The 21,075-nt window shown below is 64.8% G+C and carries 18 protein-coding genes; 8 read left to right on the forward strand and 10 right to left on the reverse strand.

Going from position 1 to position 21,075, the window contains the following annotated elements; translation table 11 throughout:
- Positions 1-14 precede the first annotated feature (14 nt).
- Positions 15-377, reverse strand: coding sequence for a helix-turn-helix domain-containing protein (locus tag ACZY0R_RS39255; protein ID WP_488866692.1), 363 nt, complete (start codon positions 375-377; stop codon positions 15-17).
- Between the two features lie 1,318 nt (positions 378-1,695).
- A complete protein-coding gene (locus tag ACZY0R_RS39260) occupies positions 1,696-2,139 on the reverse strand; it encodes a hypothetical protein (RefSeq protein ID WP_488866694.1) in 444 nt (147 codons plus the stop codon).
- 21 nt (positions 2,140-2,160) lie between these two features.
- Between ACZY0R_RS39260 and ACZY0R_RS39265 the strand changes: the two genes are divergently transcribed.
- From ACZY0R_RS39265 to ACZY0R_RS39295, 7 genes are all read left to right on the forward strand, one after another.
- A complete protein-coding gene (locus ACZY0R_RS39265; RefSeq protein ID WP_488866696.1) occupies positions 2,161-2,952 on the forward strand; it encodes an SHOCT domain-containing protein in 792 nt (263 codons plus the stop codon).
- A 509-nt stretch (positions 2,953-3,461) separates the two neighbouring features.
- A complete protein-coding gene (locus ACZY0R_RS39270) occupies positions 3,462-4,478 on the forward strand; it encodes an AraC family transcriptional regulator (RefSeq protein WP_488866698.1) in 1,017 nt (338 codons plus the stop codon).
- Between the two features lie 149 nt (positions 4,479-4,627).
- Positions 4,628-5,608: a Bug family tripartite tricarboxylate transporter substrate binding protein gene (locus ACZY0R_RS39275; RefSeq protein WP_488866700.1), complete on the forward strand. Its 981-nt coding sequence runs from the start codon at positions 4,628-4,630 to the stop codon at positions 5,606-5,608.
- A 59-nt stretch (positions 5,609-5,667) separates the two neighbouring features.
- Positions 5,668-6,615, forward strand: coding sequence for an SDR family oxidoreductase (locus tag ACZY0R_RS39280; RefSeq protein ID WP_488866702.1), 948 nt, complete (start codon positions 5,668-5,670; stop codon positions 6,613-6,615).
- Between the two features lie 3 nt (positions 6,616-6,618).
- Positions 6,619-7,053, forward strand: a complete 435-nt coding sequence (locus ACZY0R_RS39285; protein ID WP_488866704.1) for a Zn-ribbon domain-containing OB-fold protein — start codon at positions 6,619-6,621, stop codon at positions 7,051-7,053.
- Positions 7,050-8,201, forward strand: coding sequence for a thiolase C-terminal domain-containing protein (locus ACZY0R_RS39290; RefSeq protein WP_488866705.1), 1,152 nt, complete (start codon positions 7,050-7,052; stop codon positions 8,199-8,201). Before ACZY0R_RS39285 ends, ACZY0R_RS39290 begins: the two co-directional genes overlap by 4 nt.
- Before the next feature lie 91 nt (positions 8,202-8,292).
- Complete coding sequence (locus tag ACZY0R_RS39295; RefSeq protein ID WP_488866706.1) at positions 8,293-9,894, forward strand: acyl-CoA synthetase; 1,602 nt, start codon at positions 8,293-8,295, stop codon at positions 9,892-9,894.
- Between the two features lie 56 nt (positions 9,895-9,950).
- Here ACZY0R_RS39295 and ACZY0R_RS39300 read toward each other — a convergent pair whose 3' ends face one another.
- From ACZY0R_RS39300 to ACZY0R_RS39320, 5 genes are all read right to left on the reverse strand, one after another.
- The gene (locus ACZY0R_RS39300) at positions 9,951-10,928 is read right to left on the reverse strand and encodes a Bug family tripartite tricarboxylate transporter substrate binding protein (RefSeq protein ID WP_488866708.1); all 978 of its coding nucleotides are present in this window, start codon (positions 10,926-10,928) and stop codon (positions 9,951-9,953) included.
- 59 nt (positions 10,929-10,987) lie between these two features.
- A complete protein-coding gene (locus tag ACZY0R_RS39305; RefSeq protein WP_488866710.1) occupies positions 10,988-12,118 on the reverse strand; it encodes a CaiB/BaiF CoA transferase family protein in 1,131 nt (376 codons plus the stop codon).
- Positions 12,119-12,155: 37 nt separating this feature from the next.
- Entirely contained in the window at positions 12,156-13,340 is a 1,185-nt protein-coding gene (locus tag ACZY0R_RS39310) for an acetyl-CoA C-acyltransferase (RefSeq protein ID WP_488866712.1), read from the reverse strand.
- A gap of 68 nt (positions 13,341-13,408) precedes the next feature.
- A complete protein-coding gene (locus ACZY0R_RS39315) occupies positions 13,409-14,443 on the reverse strand; it encodes an acyl-CoA dehydrogenase family protein (protein WP_488866714.1) in 1,035 nt (344 codons plus the stop codon).
- A gap of 12 nt (positions 14,444-14,455) precedes the next feature.
- On the reverse strand, positions 14,456-15,616 hold the full coding sequence (locus ACZY0R_RS39320; protein ID WP_488866716.1) for an acyl-CoA dehydrogenase family protein: 1,161 nt from the start codon (positions 15,614-15,616) through the stop codon (positions 14,456-14,458).
- 261 nt (positions 15,617-15,877) lie between these two features.
- Here ACZY0R_RS39320 and ACZY0R_RS39325 point away from each other — a divergent pair, with 261 nt between their 5' ends.
- Complete coding sequence (locus ACZY0R_RS39325; RefSeq protein WP_488866718.1) at positions 15,878-16,789, forward strand: LysR family transcriptional regulator; 912 nt, start codon at positions 15,878-15,880, stop codon at positions 16,787-16,789.
- Positions 16,790-16,844: 55 nt separating this feature from the next.
- Here the strand turns inward: ACZY0R_RS39325 and ACZY0R_RS39330 are convergent, their stop codons facing one another.
- The 3 genes from ACZY0R_RS39330 to ACZY0R_RS39340 all read right to left on the reverse strand — a co-directional run bounded on the left by ACZY0R_RS39330 (position 16,845) and on the right by ACZY0R_RS39340 (position 20,848).
- Positions 16,845-18,395, reverse strand: a complete 1,551-nt coding sequence (locus tag ACZY0R_RS39330; protein ID WP_488866720.1) for an acyl-CoA synthetase — start codon at positions 18,393-18,395, stop codon at positions 16,845-16,847.
- A 120-nt stretch (positions 18,396-18,515) separates the two neighbouring features.
- The gene (locus ACZY0R_RS39335) at positions 18,516-19,637 is read right to left on the reverse strand and encodes an acyl-CoA dehydrogenase family protein (RefSeq protein ID WP_488866722.1); all 1,122 of its coding nucleotides are present in this window, start codon (positions 19,635-19,637) and stop codon (positions 18,516-18,518) included.
- A 14-nt stretch (positions 19,638-19,651) separates the two neighbouring features.
- Positions 19,652-20,848 carry an acyl-CoA dehydrogenase family protein gene (locus ACZY0R_RS39340; protein ID WP_488866724.1) on the reverse strand — a complete coding sequence of 399 codons (1,197 nt, stop codon included), beginning with the start codon at positions 20,846-20,848 and terminating at the stop codon, positions 19,652-19,654.
- Positions 20,849-21,075: the final 227 nt, after the last annotated feature.

The raw sequence follows: 21,075 nt of genomic DNA on the forward strand, positions 1-21,075 counted from the left end.
GGCGGCGGTCGCTTTCAGAAGTACTGGGCTTCGCCCTCTTCCTCGTGGGGGTCACCCTGCCGCGCCGCCTCTTGAGAGGTCTTGGCTGCATGAGCGGCGGCCTGCTCGAGCAGGGCTGCGTGCGCCTTGGGCACGACCAGCATCGTCAGACCCAGTCCTTCCATCGCGCGCAAGACTGATTCCAGATTCACGCCCTTGCCGTTCTCCAGCTTGGAAAGCATCCCGACTGAGACGCCGCGCTGCCGGGCGGCCTGGTCAATCGGCGTGCCCTCTGCCGCCCGGGTCGCGCGAATGCGGTCGCCTAATTGGCCGATGGTGCGAATCGTGGCCCGCGAAGGCAGGGTCGGGAAGATGGCGCGGCATTGAAGCGAATGCAATAGGCGGGAGTAGGCTCTCGGACCGCTCCCAAGGATAATTTCATGATGATGAAAGTATCCCAGGCGCGAATGGCCACGTCCGCTTCCAAGACTTAGCTTGTCGACTCGATCGCCGCGCAGCTCGCCACGCTGAAGTAGCGACCGCACCAAGCCTCCCGTTCGCAATTGTGGCAACAGCCTTAGGCGCTAATTACGCTCGTCTCGCCATATTGGGGAAGGCGAGCGTCCTGCGTCAGCAGAACCATCGCCTCGCTGAACGCCTGGCGACCAGAGCCAGCAAGGGCATCGTCAAGTTTTGGACATGGTCCTGCAGAAAATCCCACCTCGTGAACGTTTTCGGCCCTCTAAAGCCGCTCTGCGGATGGTTTCCCGCGCCTCGTGGTGCCGGTCAACTCCCACTTTCGAGCGGAAAATTCTCGCGGGTTCCCCCAAAGTTGACAAAGCCCTTGCGGGCATACAAGAAAAGAAGACTGGCTCGGAGCCGGTGGCTCCCCGACCGTGCTAGCGCATTCTTATCGCGGCGTTTGAAATCCTGGCGATTAATTGCGTTTTGGTGCTGGCGCCACTGCATCGTAGTCTGAGGGCACAGCGGATGGACAGGACGACGTTCGCCACGCGAAAGCGCGGGTTTCGCCGCCGCTTGCGCCGGAACCCACAGCACCGATTGCACAGCCGCGCCGGCGCGCCAGCGGATGGGATGGGCGTCCCGTGCAGGCGGAAGGCCCTGGCGACCGGTCCCTAACTCCTCCACGTCGCGCCCCTGGCAGGTGGCCTGGGTTGCCAAACCCCGGGATAAGGTTGGGGCAGAATTTCTGGCGATTAATTGCATTTTCATCATCAGGAGGACGCTCGCCAGGGACATTCGTCACGCGGACCCCGTAAATCAAGGTAAATATCGTCACGAATGGATCATTTACATGGGAACAATCAGGGCACAAAAAATGGCGCAAAAGCGCGCCACCTCTTGCTTAGCAATGTTTCAGGGAAGCCGTTAAAGGCCCTGGGATGCCGGCCCGCATAGGAGTATCGTCTTTGTATCAAAGAGACGGAGAGCCGACATGCGATGCACGATCGTTCTCGAGTTCGATGATGGCGATGGCGCAGCGGTCAAGCGCGTCGGGGTGCCGTCAAGATTCGGACTTTTTCGTACGGTAGGCGTCCTTGTGGGGCGTCTCGAATGTCGCTGATCGACCCACAGCAGTCACCCAAGTTTCCTCAAAGCAGTCCGTCGCAAGCGTCTGTTCTGACGTTACAGGTCGGAGGTGACAGACCCTTCATCGCAAAACAATCGGACAGTGACAATTTCCCGGGAGTAACATCATCCCGTGAGGCAACACGACCGGACGTCCTGCTTGACGCTATCCACGAAGATCCGCAACGTGGCTGGGGAACAGTTCAGTGCACTGGCGCCATCGCAGCAGCGAATTTCGACGTATTCGCAAGGCACGTTCGCGCCTGCGGACAAGGAGAAACAGGTTCGCATCGCCTTCCAGCGTCGATTCGCGGAGCGCGAGCGGTGTTCTTCAACCGCCCGGGGGAGATCCGGGATCACGTTGCGGAACACGATGTATCTGGAACGGGCAGTCACTGCCTTGCGGCAGCGTTCAGCAAGCGATCGCAAGGCTGAATTGCCCAGTCCGGCACCGAGCAGGCGGCGCTGCGGTTTATATAACACGGTGTCGGAAGAAACTATGAGTGGATCACCATGCGAAAACTCACCCCCGCCGGCCAGCAATTGATCGAAGAAGTAGCCCAGCGACATGGGTTCAGCACGGATGCCGTGATGAGCATGCTGGAGTCTGTGATTCGCGGTAACGGCAGCATGGCCCAGTTCAATCACCCCGAATTTGGTGGCTCCGGCCAGTGGATGCAGGGGGGAATGACCATGGTCTCCGACATGTTCAACAACTACCTGAAAGGCCGGGTCTATGGGCTCTGTTCCGAGCTTTCCCGCGTGATGGCAAACCAGCCCGACCTTATTCGCAGCGGCAGCTTCCAGTCGCAGAGCCAGGGTACTCAGCAGCAGGGCAACGACGGCGGCGGCCAGCAACAACAGCAGAGCGCTGGTTACGGTGGCAGCAACCAGCAGCAGACTGCAGCCGGACCGGTCGGACCGGTGAGTCTGTTCGTTCCGCCCGCCACCGGCACCTCTGGCGACTGGTGGCCCGCTGATCTGGGGCGGCCCAACAGCACCGGCGCGCAGAACGACGTCCGCTATGCCTACTTCGCACAGCCCCGGCGCTTGGCGATCGAAGTGAACGGCAAGGTGACGGTTTACGATACGCTCGATCACCAGATCAGCGGCTTCTCACAGCAGCAGTCCCGCGGCGCGTCCCTCACATTTGCGAGCCAGCACGGCTTGGTTGCTGTCGCCAGCCTGCCGGTTGTCTCGGTCGGTGGGGTTCCGCAGCCGGCGTCGCCGCCGGTGCAGGAGGAGCCCGTCAGCACTCAGTCGGTCGCCCGCGAGCCAGACGTGTTCGCCACCATAGAGAAGCTCGCCCAACTGCACGCGAAGGGAATTCTCAGCGATGAGGAGTTCGCCGCCAAGAAGGCGGAGCTGCTGAGCCGTTTGTGAGCGTCCCGTCATCGCGCAGCGCAATCGGGGCACGATTTCTACTTGGCTGAAACGCCGCTGAGGTTTCCCCACAAATCGGAGCTGCGTTTCGATAGGGTTGCATGGTTTGCCCTTCCGGCGCATCTCGGCGCTCGAGATAGCCGCCTTGCAGCCTCACGAGCCGGGCGGCAACGGTCGACCTTGCGGCGGCTTCCGCGCTCATCAGCCCCCCTCATTCGGGTAGTTCAACCGTAACCGCTCCTGCCCATACTGCTGCTTATTCCGTGCTCGAACAGAAGAGCAAGCTCGCACCAGAAGAATGAGGCGGTCCTGAGAGTCGACCGGGATTCGTGAATATCTGAAGCTTAAGATATTTGCGATTAGGCCGACCAACCCTCGCCCTGGCAGTGGAGACAAGCCGTATCAACGGCCAACGTGTGGCGATGCCGTCGGTCAATTCAGCCAACGCCCGGCCTCACCTTGCATCATCCCGGCGCGGGTAACACACAGGCGTTTGCAGGAGCACACCTATGCGCGAACACACCATCTCTGACAGCATGGTGGGCTGGATTCTGAGCGGTGCGCGCGAGCGCGGATACGACACCGCGGCCATTCTGCGCCGGGCCGGGGTCCGCAGCGGCGGCGATACGGCACAGGGCGGCCGCATCCCGCGCGCGCGGTACGCAGCACTACTGAGCACACTCACGCGCGTGATGCGCGACGAGCTATGGGGCCTGTGCAGCCGGCCGGTACCGCCCGGCACATTTGCTTCGGCCTGCTGGGCGGTCGTGCACTGCAGCAACCTGCGCGAAGCGACGACGATGGGACTGGCCCATTACCGCCGCATCGTGCCAGAGTTGCGCGCTCGGCTGCGGGTGGTCGGCCACGTGGCCCATCTCTATCTGGATCCTACCGGCGATGAACTCGGCAGGTCTCCGCGGATCGCGCAATCGGTGTTCCTTTTCCACGCCATCCAGCAAGTCTGGTGGCTCACGGGCCGACGGTTTCCCCTGCAGGACATCCACTTTACCCACGAGAGCCTTCTCGGCAGCGAGGAAACCCCCAAGCTGCTGAACACCATCTGTCGCTATGGGCAAGCTCAGGCCGGCCTGAGGTTCGACGCGCGCTGGCTCGATTTGCCGGTGGTGCAGACCCGGGATACGTTACGCCAACAGCTGTGCGACGCGCCTGACAGCCTGCTGATCCGTCATCGCGAATGCGCCACGCTGGCTGCTCAGGTGCGGGCCCGGCTACGGCGGCAACTGCCGGACCGCTCGCTTTCGCTCGCCGAGACGGCGCGCTTGCTCAACCTCACCGAGGCCACGCTGGATCGCCGCCTGCGCGAGGAGGGTGTGACATTCCAGGACGTCAAGGACAAGCTGCGCTGCGACGAGTCGCTGCGCCACCTCGAATGCACCACACTGTCAGTGAGAGAAATCGCCGGCGCAGTGGGCTTCTCCGAGGCGGCGACATTCTGCCGTGCCTTCAAAAAATGGACCGGCGTTGCGCCTGGACAGTACCGCCGCGGCGTTCGCCCCTGGCCCTGACGGGGGAACCGGGCGGAAAACGAGTACGGATGGAATCGGCCAAGAAATTTGCCGATATTGGCCATTTCCGCATGACGGCACTGCGGCAATACTTTCTCCATAGCTCCATAGCCATCAGCTTCAGCATCTCACGAGGAGACCCAAAGAGTATGCACCCACGCCCGCTAGCAAAATGGCTTCTCGCCGTCATCATGCCCGCCGCTGTGGCGTGCAGCACCACCACCGCCGCCGCCGACACGTTCCCCTCGCGCCCGCTGCGCATTGCCCTACTGATCGGCCCCGGCAGCAGCGGCGACGCAGTTACCCGCTTCGTAGCTGATCGTCTCGGCGCCGCACTGGGCCAGCCGGTGGTCGTCGAAAACAGGCCCGGTGCGGAAGGACTGGTGTCGGTGCAGAGCGTGCTCAATTCGCCGGCGGACGGATACAGCATCCTGCTGCTCAGCCCCTCCATGATTAGCGGCCCGCTGATGAACAAGGCCGCCGGATACGACGTGCAGCGCGATTTCCGTGTGCTGTCCTTCCTCCACCGCACTTCGGCCCTGCTGGTTACCGGCGCGAACGCCAGATACACCTCGCTGGACCAGGTGCTCGCGCAAGTCCGCGCCAAGCCAGGCACGGTCAGTCTGGCGGACTACGGAAATTCGTACCGCGTCGGCGGCATCCTGCTCGCCCAGCAAGGCCAACTGAGCTTCAACCAGGTCAGCTACAAGGGCTTCTCGCAGGTGTCTTCCGACGTCATCGGCGGTGCGGTCGACCTGGCACTGGTCGATGCCGGTGCCTCGCTGCCGCTGGTGCGCTCGGGCAAGATGCGCGCTCTGGCGAGCACCGCCAGGGCGCGCCTCGAGGATCTGCCGTCCGTGCCCACGCTGCACGAGAGCGCCCTTCCCGATTACGAGCTGTACATCTGGGTTGCACTGGCGGTACGCAGACAGACCCCCGAACCGGTGGTGCAGCGCCTGGAGCAGGAACTCGTGAAAATCACCGCCTCGCCAGACTTCCGGAAGTTCCTCGCCACATTCGGCAGCGCCGAGGCAATGCCAGTCAGCGGAGCACAGGCCGCGCACGAGATCGCCAGCGAGTCCGAGCGCTATCGCAAGGCCATCGGCATTCTCGAAGCCGCGCGACGCTGAGCGCGAACCCCATCGTCAAGCCCCCCCCTTTTCCGTCTCCACTCCGAGAGAGAATCACCATGAGTCAGCTTTGCAAGAATCGCGTTGTCGTTATCACCGGCGCCGGCCGCGGCATCGGCCGCGAGTACGCGCTGCAATTCGCCCGCCAGGGCGCCAAGGTTGTCGTCAATGACCTTGGCGCCGCGCCCGATGGCGGCGGCTCGCAAGCCGGCCCCGCCCACGCCGTGGTCGAGGAAATCCGCGCCTTTGGGGGCCAGGCGGTCGCCAACACGGACGATATCTCCGACTGGGACGGTGCTCAGCGCCTGATCCAGGCCGCCATCGACAACTTCGGCGGCCTCGATATCCTTGTCAACAATGCCGGCATCCTGCGTGACCGTACCCTGGTCAATATGACCGCCGAAGACTGGGACGCCGTGATCCGCGTGCATCTGCGCGGCACCTTCGCGCCGATGCGGCATGCTGCCGCCTACTGGCGCGACGAAGCCAAGGCAGGCCGCCAGCGCGTGGCCCGCGTCATCAACACCAGTTCGTCGTCCGGCCTGTACGGCATCATTGGGCAGACCAACTACGGCGCTGCCAAAGCCGGCATCGCCAATATGTCCATCGTTGCCTCCCGCGAACTGGAGCGCTATGGGGTGACCGTGAATGCGATTTATCCCACGGCCATGAGCCGCCTCACCGAGGACCTGTTCAAGCAGAACGGCATGGCCGCAAAGGCTGCCGACGCGCAGGCTGGCGGCGCCTTCGATCCGCTCGATGCCGGCAACGTGGCGCCGCTGATCGTATGGCTGGGCAGCACCGAATCGAGCGGTGTGACGGGCCGCGTCTTCGGCGTGCGCGGGGGTTCCATTACGGTGGCCGAAGGCTGGCACGCCGGCCCGCGCATCGAGAAGGATGGCCGCTGGCAGCCGGAAGAGCTTGGCGCGCGAATCCCCGCCCTGGTGGCTAGCGCGGCACCGAACGCGCTGATTTCCGGCGAAATCCCGGCAACCCAGGAGGCTTGAAGCATGACCAACGTCAATTCGGGCCTGGCCAAGGCGGTACCGGTGCCCATTCCCGCCACCCGGCCGTTCTGGGAAGGCACCCAGGCGGGCGAGCTTCGCCTGCAACTCTGCGATTGCTGCGGCGCTCACGTGCTTTACCCGCGCCTGAACTGCCCCAAGTGCGGTGCCAACGCGCTATCGTGGGTACGTGCCAGCGGACGCGGCCGGCTGTACTCTTACGTGATCAGCCACCTGGCCATGCCCGGCTGGGCAGGCGAAACGCCTTACGTGATTGCCGTCGTCGAACTCGATGAAGGTCCGCGCATGATGAGCAACCTGGTCGGCGTGCCGGCCGATCCCCAGTACCTGCCGCTGGATATGCCGCTGGAGGTAGTCTTCGAGCCCCGCGGCGAAATCATGCTGCCCCTGTTCACGCCGTCCACGGAGGCCGCCCGATGAGCAAGCTGACCCAAGTCATTGCCATTGCGGGTGCCGCCGAAACCGAACTCGGCGCGCTGCCGCACCTGTCCGAGATGGACCTGCGTGCCGACGCCGCGCACCGCGCCCTGGCCGATGCCGGGCTGACCCTGGCCGACGTCGACGGCATCACCAGCGCGGTCGACAGCCCGATCGATGTGGCGCACTACCTCGGCGTCACGCCGAAGTGGTATGACGGCACCTCGGTCGGCGGCTGCTCGTTCATGGTCCACGTGCGCCACGCCGCCGCCGCCATCCGGGCCGGCCTCTGCTCGACCGTGCTGGTGCTGCACGGCCAGTCGGGCCGCTCGCGCATGGGCTGGACGCCGCGCACGGTGGCGCCATTCTCGATGCTCGGCCAGTTCGAGCTGCCCTACGGCAGCGGCGCGCCGCCCAATACCTTCACGCTGCCGACGCTGCGCTACATGTTGGAGACCGGCACCACGCACGAACAATTGGCGGAAGTCGTGGTGGCGCAAAGCCACTGGGCGCAAGGTAATCCGCGCGCCAGCCGCAAGAAGCTGCTGACCGTGGAGGATGTCATGGCCTCGCCGATGATCGCCTACCCCTTTCACAAGCTGGAGTGCTGCGTGGTCACCGATGGCGGTGGCGCGCTGGTGATCACCTCCGCCGACCGCGCCCGCGATCTGCGCCGGTCCGCTTCGCCGGTCTACCTGCTGGGATCGGGCGAAGCGTGCGATAGCCCACTGATCTCGATGATGGACGACATGACCAGCTCAAAGGCGTTCCGCCTGTCGAGCCAGCAAGCCTTTGCCGAAGCCGGCGTAGGGCATGCGGACATCGACCATCTGATGATCTACGACGCCTTCGCCCATCTGCCGCTGTACGGTCTAGCCGATCTGGGCTTTGTCGAGCGCGGGGAAGCGGGCCACTTTATCGCCGATGGCCATACCCGTCCGGGCGGCAAGCTGCCACTGAACACCAACGGCGGCGGCATTCTCTACACGCACACCGGCATGTACGGCATGTTCGCCATCCTGGAAGCGGTGCGCCAGTTGCGCGGCGAGGCCTTCCGCCAGGTCGACAATGTCCGCACCTCCTTCGTGCAAGGCGTGGGCGGGATGTTCACAGCGGCGTCGGCACTCGTGCTGGCCAACGAGCTGCATTAACCAACGGAGCCGGGACGGGCAGCACCCGGTCCCGGCCGCCCGCGCAAGGCGGCGCCGTTTCCGGCTTGCACGGAAAACAGGAGACATTTCTATGGTCGTGGGTATGGATGCGGATATGGATGATTGGTCCTACCTGGGGGGACGCGCGCGGCTCACGCCGGACAAGACAGCCGTTGTCAATGGCACTACCGGCGCCTCGCTAAGCTACGCCGAACTCGATCGGCGGTCCAACCGCTTTGCCCGGTATCTCTACGCACAGGGACTGCGCCCGGGCGATCATATCGCCATGGTGCTGGAGAACAATATCCGGTGCTTCGAGATCGGCTGGGCAGCCCTGCGCTCGGGCCTGCAACTCACGCCCGTGAACCGTTTCCTGACACGAGACGAAGCCGCATACATCATTGCCGACAGCCAGTCGAAAGCCGTGGTCAGTTCTTACGCAATGCGCGAACTCGCCGCCGCCCTGACCGATGGCATGCCGCGCTGCCCACTACGCCTGATGGCCGATGGCTTGATTGACGGCTGGACTAGCTATGAGGATGCGATCGCCGCCCATCCAGCCGAACAACTCGCCGAGGAAACGCTTGGCGCGCTGATGCTCTATAGCTCGGGAACCACGGGCCGGCCCAAGGGCATCGTACGGGCGCAGCCGTCTTGCAATGTGCTGGATTACATTGACCCGTTCCGGCGGAAACAACTGGGCATCTACGGCTTTTTCCCTGACATGGTCTACCTGTCCACCGCGCCGCTATACCATTCGGCACCGCTGGCATGGGCGCTCCAGATCCAGGCGATCGGCGGCACCGTGGTGTTCATGGAAAAGTTCGACGCCAAGGACGCGCTCGCGCTAATCGAACGCTACCGCGTCACGCATAGCCAGTGGGTACCGACCATGTTCGTGCGCCTGCTCAAGCTGCCCCAGCAGGAACGCAGCGCGTTCGACCTGTCCAGCCTGCGCATGGCGGTCCACGCCGCGGCGCCCTGCCCGGTTGACGTCAAGCAGCAGATGATCAAGTGGTGGGGCCCGCTCATCCACGAATATTACGGCGCCACCGAAGGCTGCGGCCTGGCCATGATCGACAGCGCCGACTACCTCGCACACCCCGGTTCGGTGGGGCGCGCCGCGTTGGGCATCCTCCATATCTGTGACGACGAAGGCAAGGAGTTACCAGCCGGTGAGAGCGGGCTGATCTACTTCGAGCGCGACAAGGTACCGTTCCACTATCACAACGATCCGGACAAAACGCTTGCCGCGCAGCACCCGCACCACCCGACCTGGACCGCAGTGGGAGATATGGGCTACGTCGACAAGAACGGCTATCTCTACCTGACCGACCGCAAAAGCTTCATGATCATTTCAGGCGGCGTGAACATCTACCCGCAGGCGATCGAGGATGCACTGGTGACGCACGCCAAGGTCGGCGACGCGGCGGTGATCGGCGTACCGGATCCGGAAATGGGCGAGCAGGTCAAGGCAATCATCGAACCCGCTATTGGCGTGGAGCCGTCCGAAGCGCTGAAGGAGGAACTGATTGCCTACCTGCGCGGCAAGGTGGCGCGCTATATGGTCCCGCGTTCGGTGGAATTCATCGACAAGATGCCGAGGCTGCCGACCGGGAAGCTGTATAAGCAAGGTCTGCGGGAGCGCTATGGGATGGCCGCAGGCGTGTCCGCGACATCGAAAGCGCGTTAGTCCTGACGTCCTCCCTTTGCGCCGCTCGCGGTGAAGGGGAGGACGCCGGCGATGAATCAGTCCGGCTGGATGCCAGCGCTTGCTATGAAGCGCTTCCATTCTTGCTGGTCGGCGACAATGGCCTTGCGGAACGCCTCTCCGCTTGCGGGGTATGCCGTGGTCCCGCGCGCCGCATAGTGCGCCATCGCCTCGGCCGAATTGACGAACTCCAGGGTCAGGCGCGCGAGCTTGTCGACGATCGGCGCGGGCGTTCCCGCCGGCGCGAACAGGCCGATCCAGCTGGTCAGCGCGATGCCGGACACGCCGGCTTCGGCGAGCGTGGGCACCCCGGGCAGCGCGGGCACGCGTTGCGGGCTATAGAGCGCCAGCGCCCGCAGCTTGCGTGACTGCACATGCGGCACAACGGCAGACACCTCGACCGCGCTGAAATCCACGACACCGCCCATCAGGTCGGGCAGCAGGTTGCTCATTGCCTTGTACGGTACGTCCACGGCTTTGATCCCGGCGACCTGGCTGTAGGCGGACAGCATGGTGCGGTAGCCAGCGCTGCTGGTGCCGTAATTCAGCTTGCCGGGATTGGCGCGCGCGGCAGCGCTCAGTTCGGCGAGCGTCTGGTACGGAGAATTGCCCGGGACCACCAGCGCGACCGGGAGCGCCGACATGCGGGCAACCGGTACGAAGCTCTTCAGGGGATCGTAAGGCAGGCGCTTATACAGCGAGGGATTGGCCGCCATCGTGCTGCCTGCCGCGAGCAACAGCGTGTAGCCATCCGGCTCCGACTTGGCAACGTGGTCAGCGGCCAGGATAGTGTTCGCGCCCGGGCGGTTTTCCACCACGAAGCTCTGACCCAGCTTCTGGTTAAGGAACTTTGCCAGCAGCCGCGAATAGTCGTCGACCCCCGTGCCTACGCTGGTGACCGAGACGATACGGACAACCCGCGTGGGATATTCCTGCGCCATGGCCGGCGCGGCAATGGCGAGAACCGTGCCAAAAGAGGCGATGCCTCGCCGGGCCCAGGTTGGGTACTTCGTCATGTCTGTCTCCTGTTGTCGTTGTCGTGCTGGTGATGCCCCTGGCGCTCGCGGAAACTGCTTCACCTCCCGCGCCACGCCTCGATCTCTCCCTCGGGCAACCATCCCGCCAACGCATCGGCAAAACCTTCCGCGCTCGCTGCCTGCGGCGGCGTGGGCATGGCCGCCTGGCTGCGGCTGAAGCGCGGCGCCGGCGCCGGCTGGACCACGCCATCGACTTCGATGAAGGTGCCGCGCGCCTTCAGGTGCGCGTGCTCGGGTGCCTCGGCAAACGACAGCACTGGCGCAAAGCAGACATCCGTGCCTTCCAGCAGTTCGCACCACGCTTCGCGCGTGCGGGTCCGGAATACCCTGGCCAGCACTTCACGGGCCTTTGGCCAATTCTCCTGGTTCATCTGCTCACCGATCTCGCCGGGATCGATACCCATGCGCTGCAGCAACTCGGCGTGAAAGCGCGCCTCGATCGGGCCAACGGAAATCCACTTGCCGTCCTGGCACTGGTACACATCGTAGAAATGCGCGCCCGAATCCAGGATATTGGTGCCGCGTTCCGGATGCCATTGTCCGGCTGCGCTCAGGCCAAAGAAGGTGGTCGCCATCGAGGCGGTGCCGTCGACGATGGCGGCATCCACCACCTGGCCCGCGCCCGACGTGCGTGCTTCGATGATGCCCGCCAGCACGCCCATGGCCAGATACAGCGCGCCGCCGCTCATGTCGCCCAAAAGGGCCAATGGCACCGACGGAGGCTGGTCGCGGCGTCCGATGGCGTTGAGCACGCCGGTCAGGGCGATGTAGTTGATATCGTGCCCCGCCGCGCGGGCCAGCGGGCCGGTTTGCCCCCAACCCGTGATGCGCCCGTACACCAGCCGCGGATTGCGCGCCAGGCAAGCATCCGGGCCAAGGCCGAGGCGCTCGGTCACGCCCGGACGGAAGCCTTCGATCAGGGCATCTGCCGCGCCTGACAGCTTCAGCACCAGCTCTATCGATTCCGGCTTCTTCAGGTCCAGCGCGATCGACTTGCGATTGCGCAGCGTCAGGTTGTACTTGAGCGGCTTCTTCACACCGAGATCGACTGGCTCCAGGCGCTCGATGCGCAGGACCTCCGCGCCCATGTCCGCCAGCAGCATCGCTGCCATCGGCCCTGGCCCGATACCCGCCAGTTCCACCACCTTCACGCCAGCAAGCGGTCCCATCTTGTCTTCTCCTTCAAGTAGCAGTCTGATCGAAGATTCAGGCGACCTCGAGCGCCACCGCCGTCGCTTCGCCGCCGCCCAGGCACAGGCTAGCCACGCCACGGCGCAGGCCACGCTGCCTGAGCGCGTGGACCAGGCTCACCAGCAGCCGCGCTCCTGTTGCGCCCACCGGATGGCCCAGCGCGCAGGCGCCGCCGTTGACGTTGACACGCGCGTGGCGCAAACCCAGTTCGCGCATGGCGATCATCGTCACCACCGCAAAGGCCTCGTTGATCTCGTACAGATCGACCTCGTCCACATGCCAGCCGGCCTTGTCCAGCACCCGGCGGATTGCGCCGGCCGGCGCGAGCGCAAACTCCCCTGGCGCCAGCGCGTGCGTGGCCAGGCCCGTAATGCGCGCCAGCGGCGCCACGCCCTGCTGCCGGGCATCCCCTTCGCGCATCATCACCAGCGCCGCTGCGCCGTCGGAGATCGACGATGCATTGCCCGGCGTCACTGTGCCGTCCCGGCGGAATGCCGGCTTGAGCTTCGGGATCTTGTTGATATCGCAGCGTGCCGGCGTTTCGTCGTCGGCAAGGAGTTCGGCGCCGCGCGTCTTGAGCGTGACCGGCACGACTTCATCGCGAAAGCGCCCTTCGGCCACCGCCCGCAGTGCACGTGCCACGCTTTCGGCGGCGTAGGCGTCCTGTTCGGTCCGGGAGATACCGAGTTGCTCCGCGCTGACGTCCGCGTAGTGCCCCATCAAATGGCCTTCGTAGGCATCTTCCAGGCCATCACGGTACATATGGTCGAGCAACTGGCCGTGACCTAGGCGATAACCGTGGCGGCCGCGCGGCACGAGGTGCGGTGCGTTGGTCATCGACTCCATGCCGCCCGCCACCGCCAGGGAGCAACTGCCCGCACGCAACAGGTCATGCGCCAGCATGGCCGCCTTCATCCCGGAACCGCACATCTTGCTGATGGTGGTAGCCGGCACCGAGGTGGGCAGGCCAGCACCGAGCACGGCTTGCCGCGCCGGCGCCTGGCCCAGCCCGGCAAACAGGCAGCAGCCGATGATCGCCTCATCAACGGCGCCTGCCTCGATGCCGGCCTGGGCTACCGCGGCGCGGATGGCGATGGCGCCGAGCTCGGGCGCCGTGTGCGCGGCAAGGGCGCCGTGGAATGCGCCAATGGGCGTACGGCTGGCGCCTACGATGACGATGGAGTCGTTCTGTTGCTGCATCAGCTTGTTTCCAAAAATTCAGTTATGCAAAAAGGCGGCTTGCCGCGGCGGCCGGTTTTGTCGGGCGTCTATGCCAGGCACGCCTCGTGCAGGTTGCCCGCGGGCATCAGACGCAGGCGCACGAAGTCGAACATGGATTGACGCTCCTCCTTCAGCAGCGCTTCGCCCAGGCGAGCCGCACAACGGCCTTCCGTACCGGGACTGGCACGCCATTCGTGCAGGCGGCGGGTGAACAGGCCCAGCACATGCTCTTCGGTGATGCCGATGGCCCCATGCACCGCGTGCGAAATTGCCGCGACCCTGGTCGCCGCCTCGCTGGCGCGCAGCTTGGCGGTAGCGGCCAGCAGCGGGTCCGGCAGGAAACTCGCGCCGGAAGCGCAGCCAAGGCGCGCTGCCAGCCCCGTTGAGATCGCCTGCTCGGCCAGCACACTGAGTTCCTGCTGCACGGCCTGGAACTGGGAAATTGCCCGGCCGAACTGGCGCCGGTCATTAGCGTATTCCACGCTCAGCGCCTGGATGCGCGCCATGGCCCCGGCCATGCCCGCCGCGTGAAGTGCATTGCAGAGGGACTCGGCATCCGCGCCCTGCCCCTCGATCCGCGCGACCGCCTGCTCCGGTCCCGCCCACCGCAGCGATGCCGACACATGGGGCCGGTAGCTGCCCGGCTCGCAATGCGCCTGCACACGCGGCAGCAACAGCCAATCGCCGTGCCAGCTCACGAGCACATGCTCCGCGAGCGCGGCACCGGGAACATCGCGGCAGAGGATGGCCTGCCCTGTGCACGAGGCGGCGGGGGCGACAGCAATGCCGCCAGGCCCGGCGCGGTGACCTGCACTGGCCAGGATCGCACGCGCCACGGCGGTTTCGGCAAAAGGCAGGCTCAGGCCAGCCCTGCCGGCGGCGAAGAAGAGCGGATACATGTCCGCCAGCGCCAACCCGTGACCGCCATGCTCGACCGGTATCAATGCATCGGTATAGCCAAGCCTATCGATGCTGGTCCATAGCGCGTCGGCAGGCTCACCCGCCTCGATATCGCGCAGCCGTTCGTCCGTGCACAAGTCCAGCAAGGGACGCTCGAATCCTTCCAGTAGGGAATCAGTCATGATGTCGGTCTTTCAACGAAGTCCCAAGCCGCGCGCGATGATGCCGCGCAGGATCTGGCGAGTGCCGCCGCGCAGCGAATAGCTCGGCGCGATTTGATTCACATAGGCAAGTGTGCGCATCAGGGCCGGCGAAGGAAGCGGCGCGGTGCTCAGCGCCAGTGCCTCTTCAATCCAGCCAGGTACGGCTTGCTCGAATTCAGTGCCCAGGTCCTTGACCAGGGCCGCCTCCAGCTCCGGATTCTGGCCCTTGTTGAGCTTGTCGGCGACCGCCAGCGACATTGTCCTCAATACCGCCATGCGCCCTGCCATCCTGCCGGCAAAGATGGTGGCGCCTTGCGGCACGCCAGGCGCGCGGCGCAATTCCGCCAGCCAGGTTTCGGCCAGCACCAGGCTCGAGTAGATGCGCTCCGGGCCGCTGCGCTCGAAGGCCAGTTCCGCCGTCACCTGCCGCCAGCCCGAACCCTCTTCACCGATCAGTGCATCGGGCTCCAGTTCAACGTCCTCGAACAGGACTTCGCAGAAATGCGCGTCGCCCGCGACATCGCGGATCGGGCGGATGGTGATGCCGGGCAGCGAGAGGTCGACGATCAGTTGCGACAGGCCCTTGTGCCGGTCTTCCGGCGCGCCGGAGGTTCGCACCAGCGCGCACATGTACTGGGAGCGATGCGCATTGGTGGTCCATATCTTGCGCCCGTTCAGCCGCCATCCGTTCGCCGTGAGCGTGGCTCGCGTGCGCACGCTGGCGAGGTCCGAACCCGTATCGGGCTCGCTCATCCCAATGCAGAAGAATGCTTCGCCGCGGATGATCCTCGGTACGTAGTAGTCGCGCTGGGCAGCCGTGCCGTAGCGCAGGATCAGTGGTGCGCTCTGCCGGTCGGCGATCCAGTGCGCCGAGACGGGCGCGCCGGCGGCCAGCAACTCTTCGAGCAATACGAAGCGCGCGAAGCTGCTGCGGCCGCCGCCTCCATACTCTTTCGGCAAGGTCAGGCCGATCCAGCCCTGGCGCGCCAGCGCCCGGCTGAACCCGGCATCGAATCCAAGCCAGGACCGCGAGCGCACCTCGGGTGCAACGTCACGCATGGCGGCCTGCAGGAATTCCCGCACCGGGGCGCGCAGCGCCTCATCCTCGGGCGGGATCGCGGCCAGGGAGAGCGAAGACAGTATCGAAGTCAATGGAACTCCAGACGGATGAGTTTTGAATTTTTCGAATTTTTGAATTGCAGTACCCTGTGCCGGGGTACACCACGCGCGAGGCGGGCAGGCAGGGTCATGGCATAATTTACGACCCGGCAACCTGCGCCGTCCAATACCGGATACAGACCGGCCGATATCCCAAACGTATCGCGTGGAACGCGGCCCGCAAGCGCCGCTACACCCCGCTCCGAATCCCGATGGCGCCAAGCCGATGCCGGCGCCTGATAACCGTGAACCAATATGGAGCTTCGTCAACTCAAGCAGGTGCTGGTGCTGGCGGAGACGCTCAACTTCCACCGCGCCGCCGAGAAGCTGCACATGGCGCAGCCGCCGCTGTCCACTTCCATCAGGAAGCTGGAAGAGGAACTCGGCGTGACCTTGTTCGACCGGCTACCCTCGGGGCTCAGGCTGACACCGGCGGGCGAAGTGGTGCTTCGCAATGCGCGGCGCACGCTCTTCTTCTCCGAAGAGATTCGCCGCGCCGCGCGCGAGGGTGAATCCGGCGAGCAGGGCATGCTGCGGGTCGGCTTTGTGGGCTCGGCGACCTATTCGCTCATGCCCCAGCTTATCCGCAGCTTCCGCCGGCAATATCCACGCGTGGACCTGACCATCGAGGAGTCCACCACCGCCGAACTGCTGCGCCGGCTGGAGGAGCATTCGCTGGATGTCGCGCTGGTCCGTTTCCCTGTGCTGGAGCCGACCAGCGCCACGATCACGCTTCTGCAAACGGATCATTTCATGCTGGCGGTCAGCGCGGATGCACCGCTGGCCGGGCGCAGCGAGGTGGCGCTGGCGGAATTGGCCGAGGAGCCCTTCATCATGTACTCGCGCGCGCTGGTGCCATCCATGCACACGCTCACGACCTATGCCTTCCACGAGGTCGGCATCAAGCCGCGCGTGGTCCAGGAGGCAGTGCAGGTGCAAACCATCCTGAGCCTGGTCGAGAGCGGCCTTGGGATCGCGCTGGTGCCGGGGGCGGCCAGCAGGTACGCCGGCAGCGGCGTCAAGCTGATCCCGCTGACGGACTGGCCGGAAAGAATGAAGCTCGGCATAGCGCTGGCAACGGTGCCGGATGCGCTCACCGCGACCGCGAGAAACCTCCTCAACCTGGCCAGGACCATCGTGCCGCCCGATACCGAATCGAAAGCGTGAGTCATTGCGCTCCCGGCCCTGGCGCGACGATGCGTGAAGCACGCATCGTCGCGTCTCAGTGCTGGTTCCAGTAGCGCTCTCGCAGCACCTTCTTCTGCAGCTTACCGGTCGGCAGGCGCGGCATCTGGTCGATGAAATCGATCCCGCGCGGCACCATGTAGCGGGCGACTTTCCCTCGCAGGAAGGCAAGCAGTTCCTCGGCCAGGGCCGCGCAGGGCTGGATGCCGGCGGCCGGCTCGATGATCGCTCTCACCTGCTCGCCCATCTCCAGATCGGGCACGCCGATGACCGCCACGTCGCCGACGCTGGGATGCAGCGTCAGGGCGTTCTCAATCGCCTGAGGGTAGATGTTGACCCCGCCCGAGATAATCATGAAGGACTTGCGGTCGGTCAGATAAAGATAACCCCCGGCGTCGACATGACCGACATCGCCCAGCGTCGTCCACGCAGTTTTCGACGGATGCCGCGCGCCGCGGGTCTTCTCCGGATCGTTGTGATACTCGAACGGCACCGCGTCGCGCTCGAAATAGACCAGCCCGTCCTTACCCGCCGCCAGTTCGTTGCCGTCTTCATCGCAGATGTGAACCTGGCACATGAAAGGCCGACCGACCGATCCCGGGTGCGCAAGCCATTCCTCGCTGTTGATGGTAGTGCTGCCGTTGCCCTCGGAGCCGCCGTAGTTCTCGATCAGTATCGGCCCCCACCATTCGATCATCTGCCGCTTGACTTCAACCGCGCACGGTGCGGCGCCGTGGAGCGCGCCGCGATGGCTGGAAAGGTCGAAGGCGCGACGTTCTTCCTCCGGTAACTTCAGCATGCGCACGAACATGGTCGGCACCCATTGACTGAAATCGACGCGGTATCGCTCGATCAGGGCGAGCGCGTCCCTGGCGTCGAACTTCTCCATGAAGACGACGGTGCCGCCAAGGAACTGGGCGCCCATCGTGGCCATCAGCGGCGCCAGGTGATACTGCGGCGCAGGCGAAAGATAGACCGTACTGGCGGAGAATCCCATGCGCTCCCAGAGTGCCTGGCGAAAGGGCTCCATCCCCGCCGTCACCTTCCGCTCCGGCAGCGGCCGGACGATGCCTTTCGGGCGCCCCGTGGTGCCCGAGCTATACATCATGGCGCCGCCCAGCCATTCGTCCTCCAGGCGGTGCGCAGGATAGCGGGCGATCGTGTCTTCATAGCTCTCCCAGCCCGCGATGACACCGTCCGTCATCAAGCGCAAGCGGCAGCCCGGAATGCGGTCAGTCAGCGTTGCCGCCCGCTCGCGCATCGCGAACGAACTGAGCACGACCTGGGAGCCGCTGTCTTCGACGATATAGACGGCTTCGTCCGCGGTCAGCAAGGTACTGATCGGCGTCAGCAGCAATCCCGAACGCCAGGCCGCCCAGCTTGCTTCGAAGTAGCGGACATGATTTTCCATCAGGATCGCGAACCGGTCGCCCCGGCGCAGGCCCAGCGCGTGCAGGCATTGCGCCAGGCGCATCGAGTTCTCATCGAGCTCGCAATAGGTCAACGTCACGCCCGTCGTACCGTTGATGACTGCCGGCTTGTCTGGTGTCACACGGGCGTGGTCGCCCAGATACAGCGGTCTGCTCATCTATGTCTCCTCTATGATTGCGGCCTTGCATGGTCAACCGCGTACCGCCAGCATTCCGGCGCTCCGCCGAGGCTCGCCCTCCCTCGCGCGAGGGGGCAAACCAAGTCCCCCTGCTTCGCCTCAGGCAGCCATCGCCGCGCAGTAGCGTTCCATGTGGAAGTCCACATCGCCCAGCAGCACGTCCGTCATGGCGAGCTGCTTGAAGTAGTCGCCGACCTCCAGCTCATCGGTCATGCCCATGCCACCGTGCAGTTGAACGGCCTGCTGGCCCACAAAGCGCGCTGCGCGGGCCACCACCACTTTCGCTCCGGCCAGCATGCGCCTGCGCGCGCCGGCATCCGTCTCGTCCAGCGCCTGTGCAGCGACATAGGCCATCGACAGCGCCAGCTCCTTGTGCACCAGCATCTCGGCCACACGATGCTGCAGAGCCTGGAAGCCGGCCAGCGGCTTGCCGAACTGCTGGCGGGCGCGCAGGTATTCGCTCGTGATCTCGATCAGCCGCTCCATCGCGCCCGTCGAGGCGGCGCACTGTGCGGCGATGCCGTGGTCGAGACCGTGTTCGAGCGCGGCCAGTCCGGCGTCCGCCGGCCCAACCAGCGTATCGGCGGGCACCGCCACGTCCTGCAGTAACAGGTCGGCGCCGCGCAGGCCGTCAATGGTCGGATAGCCCGTCACGCTAAGGCCCGTGGCATCGCGCGGCACCAGGAACAGCGCATGCGCGCCCGCCAGCCGTGCGCTGACAAGATAGGCATCGGCAGCTTCGCCATGCCAGACCAGCGACTTGATGCCACTGAGCCGATAGCCGTCGCCGTCACGCACGGCACTGGCCTGCGCGGCTTCGGGGCGATAGCGGGTGCCCGGTTCGAGGTAGGCCACGGCCAGCACGCGCTCGCCAGCGGCGATGGCCGCCAGCCATTTGGCTTTCTGAGCCACGCTGCCATAGCCATCGAGCACTGCCGTGGCGATTACCGCGCCTGGAATCACCGGTTCCAACACCAGGCCGCGCCCCAGTTCGCGCTGCACCACCAGTTGGCTCGCGGCGCCTTCGCCGATGCCGCCAAATTCGGCCGGGACCGTCAGGCCCAGCACCCCCATTTCGGCCAGCGCCGACCACATGCCGCGGTCGAAGCCGTCGCCCTCGCGCGCTATTTCGCGACGTCTGGCGAACGGATATTCGGCATCGACGAACCGGCGCAGGCTGTCGGCCAGCATCTGCTGTTCTTCGCTGTAGTTGAAATCCATGTCTGTGATTCCCTTCAAAAACCAATGATCATCTTGGCGATGATGTTCTTCTGCACTTCATTGGCGCCGCCGTAGATCGACGTCTTGCGCATGTCGAAGTAGGTGGCGGCAGCGGGCGATGCCCAGCCCGGCCCACTCACGGGTTGCACTGTGCCCGCTTCGCGCCAGTCCGCCGAATATGGCCACGCGTGCGGGCCAGCCAGTTCCAGTTGCAGCATGGCGATGTCCTGTTGCAACTCGGAGCCGCGGATCTTCAGGATCGACGCTTCCGGGCCGGGGCCGCGGCCGCCTTCCTGCGTAGCCACGCGCAGCAACAGCATTTCCATCGCCATCAGGTCGATTTCGAGACGGGTGATCTTGTCGCGCATGCGCACGTCCTCAATCATCGGCCGGCCCTTGCCATCCGTCGTCTGGCTGGCGTAGTGCTTGAGCAGGCGCATTTCGCGATGACAATGGCCGATGCCCGCAATCGCCGTGCGCTCGTGCCCCAGCAAGTATTTGGCGTAGGTCCAGCCGTGGTTTTCCTCGCCCACCAGGTTCCCGACCGGCACTTCCACGTCTTCGAACCACGTCTCGTTGACGTCGTTGGCACCGTCAAGCGTGATGATCGGGCGTACCGTCACCCCAGGGCTCTTCATGTCGATCAGCAACATCGAAATGCCGTCCTGAGGCTTGGACTCGCTATCGGTACGGACCAGGCAGAAGATCCAGTCGGCGTATTGCGCGTAGGAAGTCCAGGTCTTCTGGCCGTTGACGATGTAGCGGTCGCCCTTGCGCACCGCGCGCGTCTTGAGCGAGGCCAGGTCGGAACCCGCGCCGGGTTCGGAGTAGCCCTGACACCAGAAGTCTTCCATGGTCGGAATCCGGGGCAGGAAGTGTGCTTTCTGCCCCGGACTTCCATATTTCATCAGCACCGGACCGATCATTGTCAGGCCGGTCGGCATCAGGCGAGGCGCATCGGCATTGAACGTCTCGATCTCGAAGATCAGCCGCTGCAGGGCGTTCCAGCCTGTACCGCCGTATTCGGCCGGCCAGCTCGGCGCGCCCCAGCCATGGGCCTGCAGGATGCGGTGCCACCGCACGTAGTCGTCCTTGCCGAGACGCTGATGGTTGCTGACCTTGTCACGGATATTGGCCGGCAGACTGTTCCGCACGAAGGCACGGACCGCCTCGCGGAAGTCTTGTTCGGCCGAGGTGAAACGTAAGTCCATTGACTACTCCCTGCTGACTGTTTGTCGAAAGATGTGCCGGCAGCGGACTCGCGGGCGAGCCCGCCCCTTGCTCCGCCCGGCAATCAGGCGGCCTGATACGCGGAGCATATCGGCCGCGACAGACCTTCCGCCCTCCCCGATGTGGGTAGGGTCGCTACCTGCCTTTTTCCGGGATCATGGCGTCATGGCGGCCTAGCCCGCACCATCGTTTTTTTCAGGAGTCACCG

Source organism: Cupriavidus sp. F041, assembly GCF_057814235.1.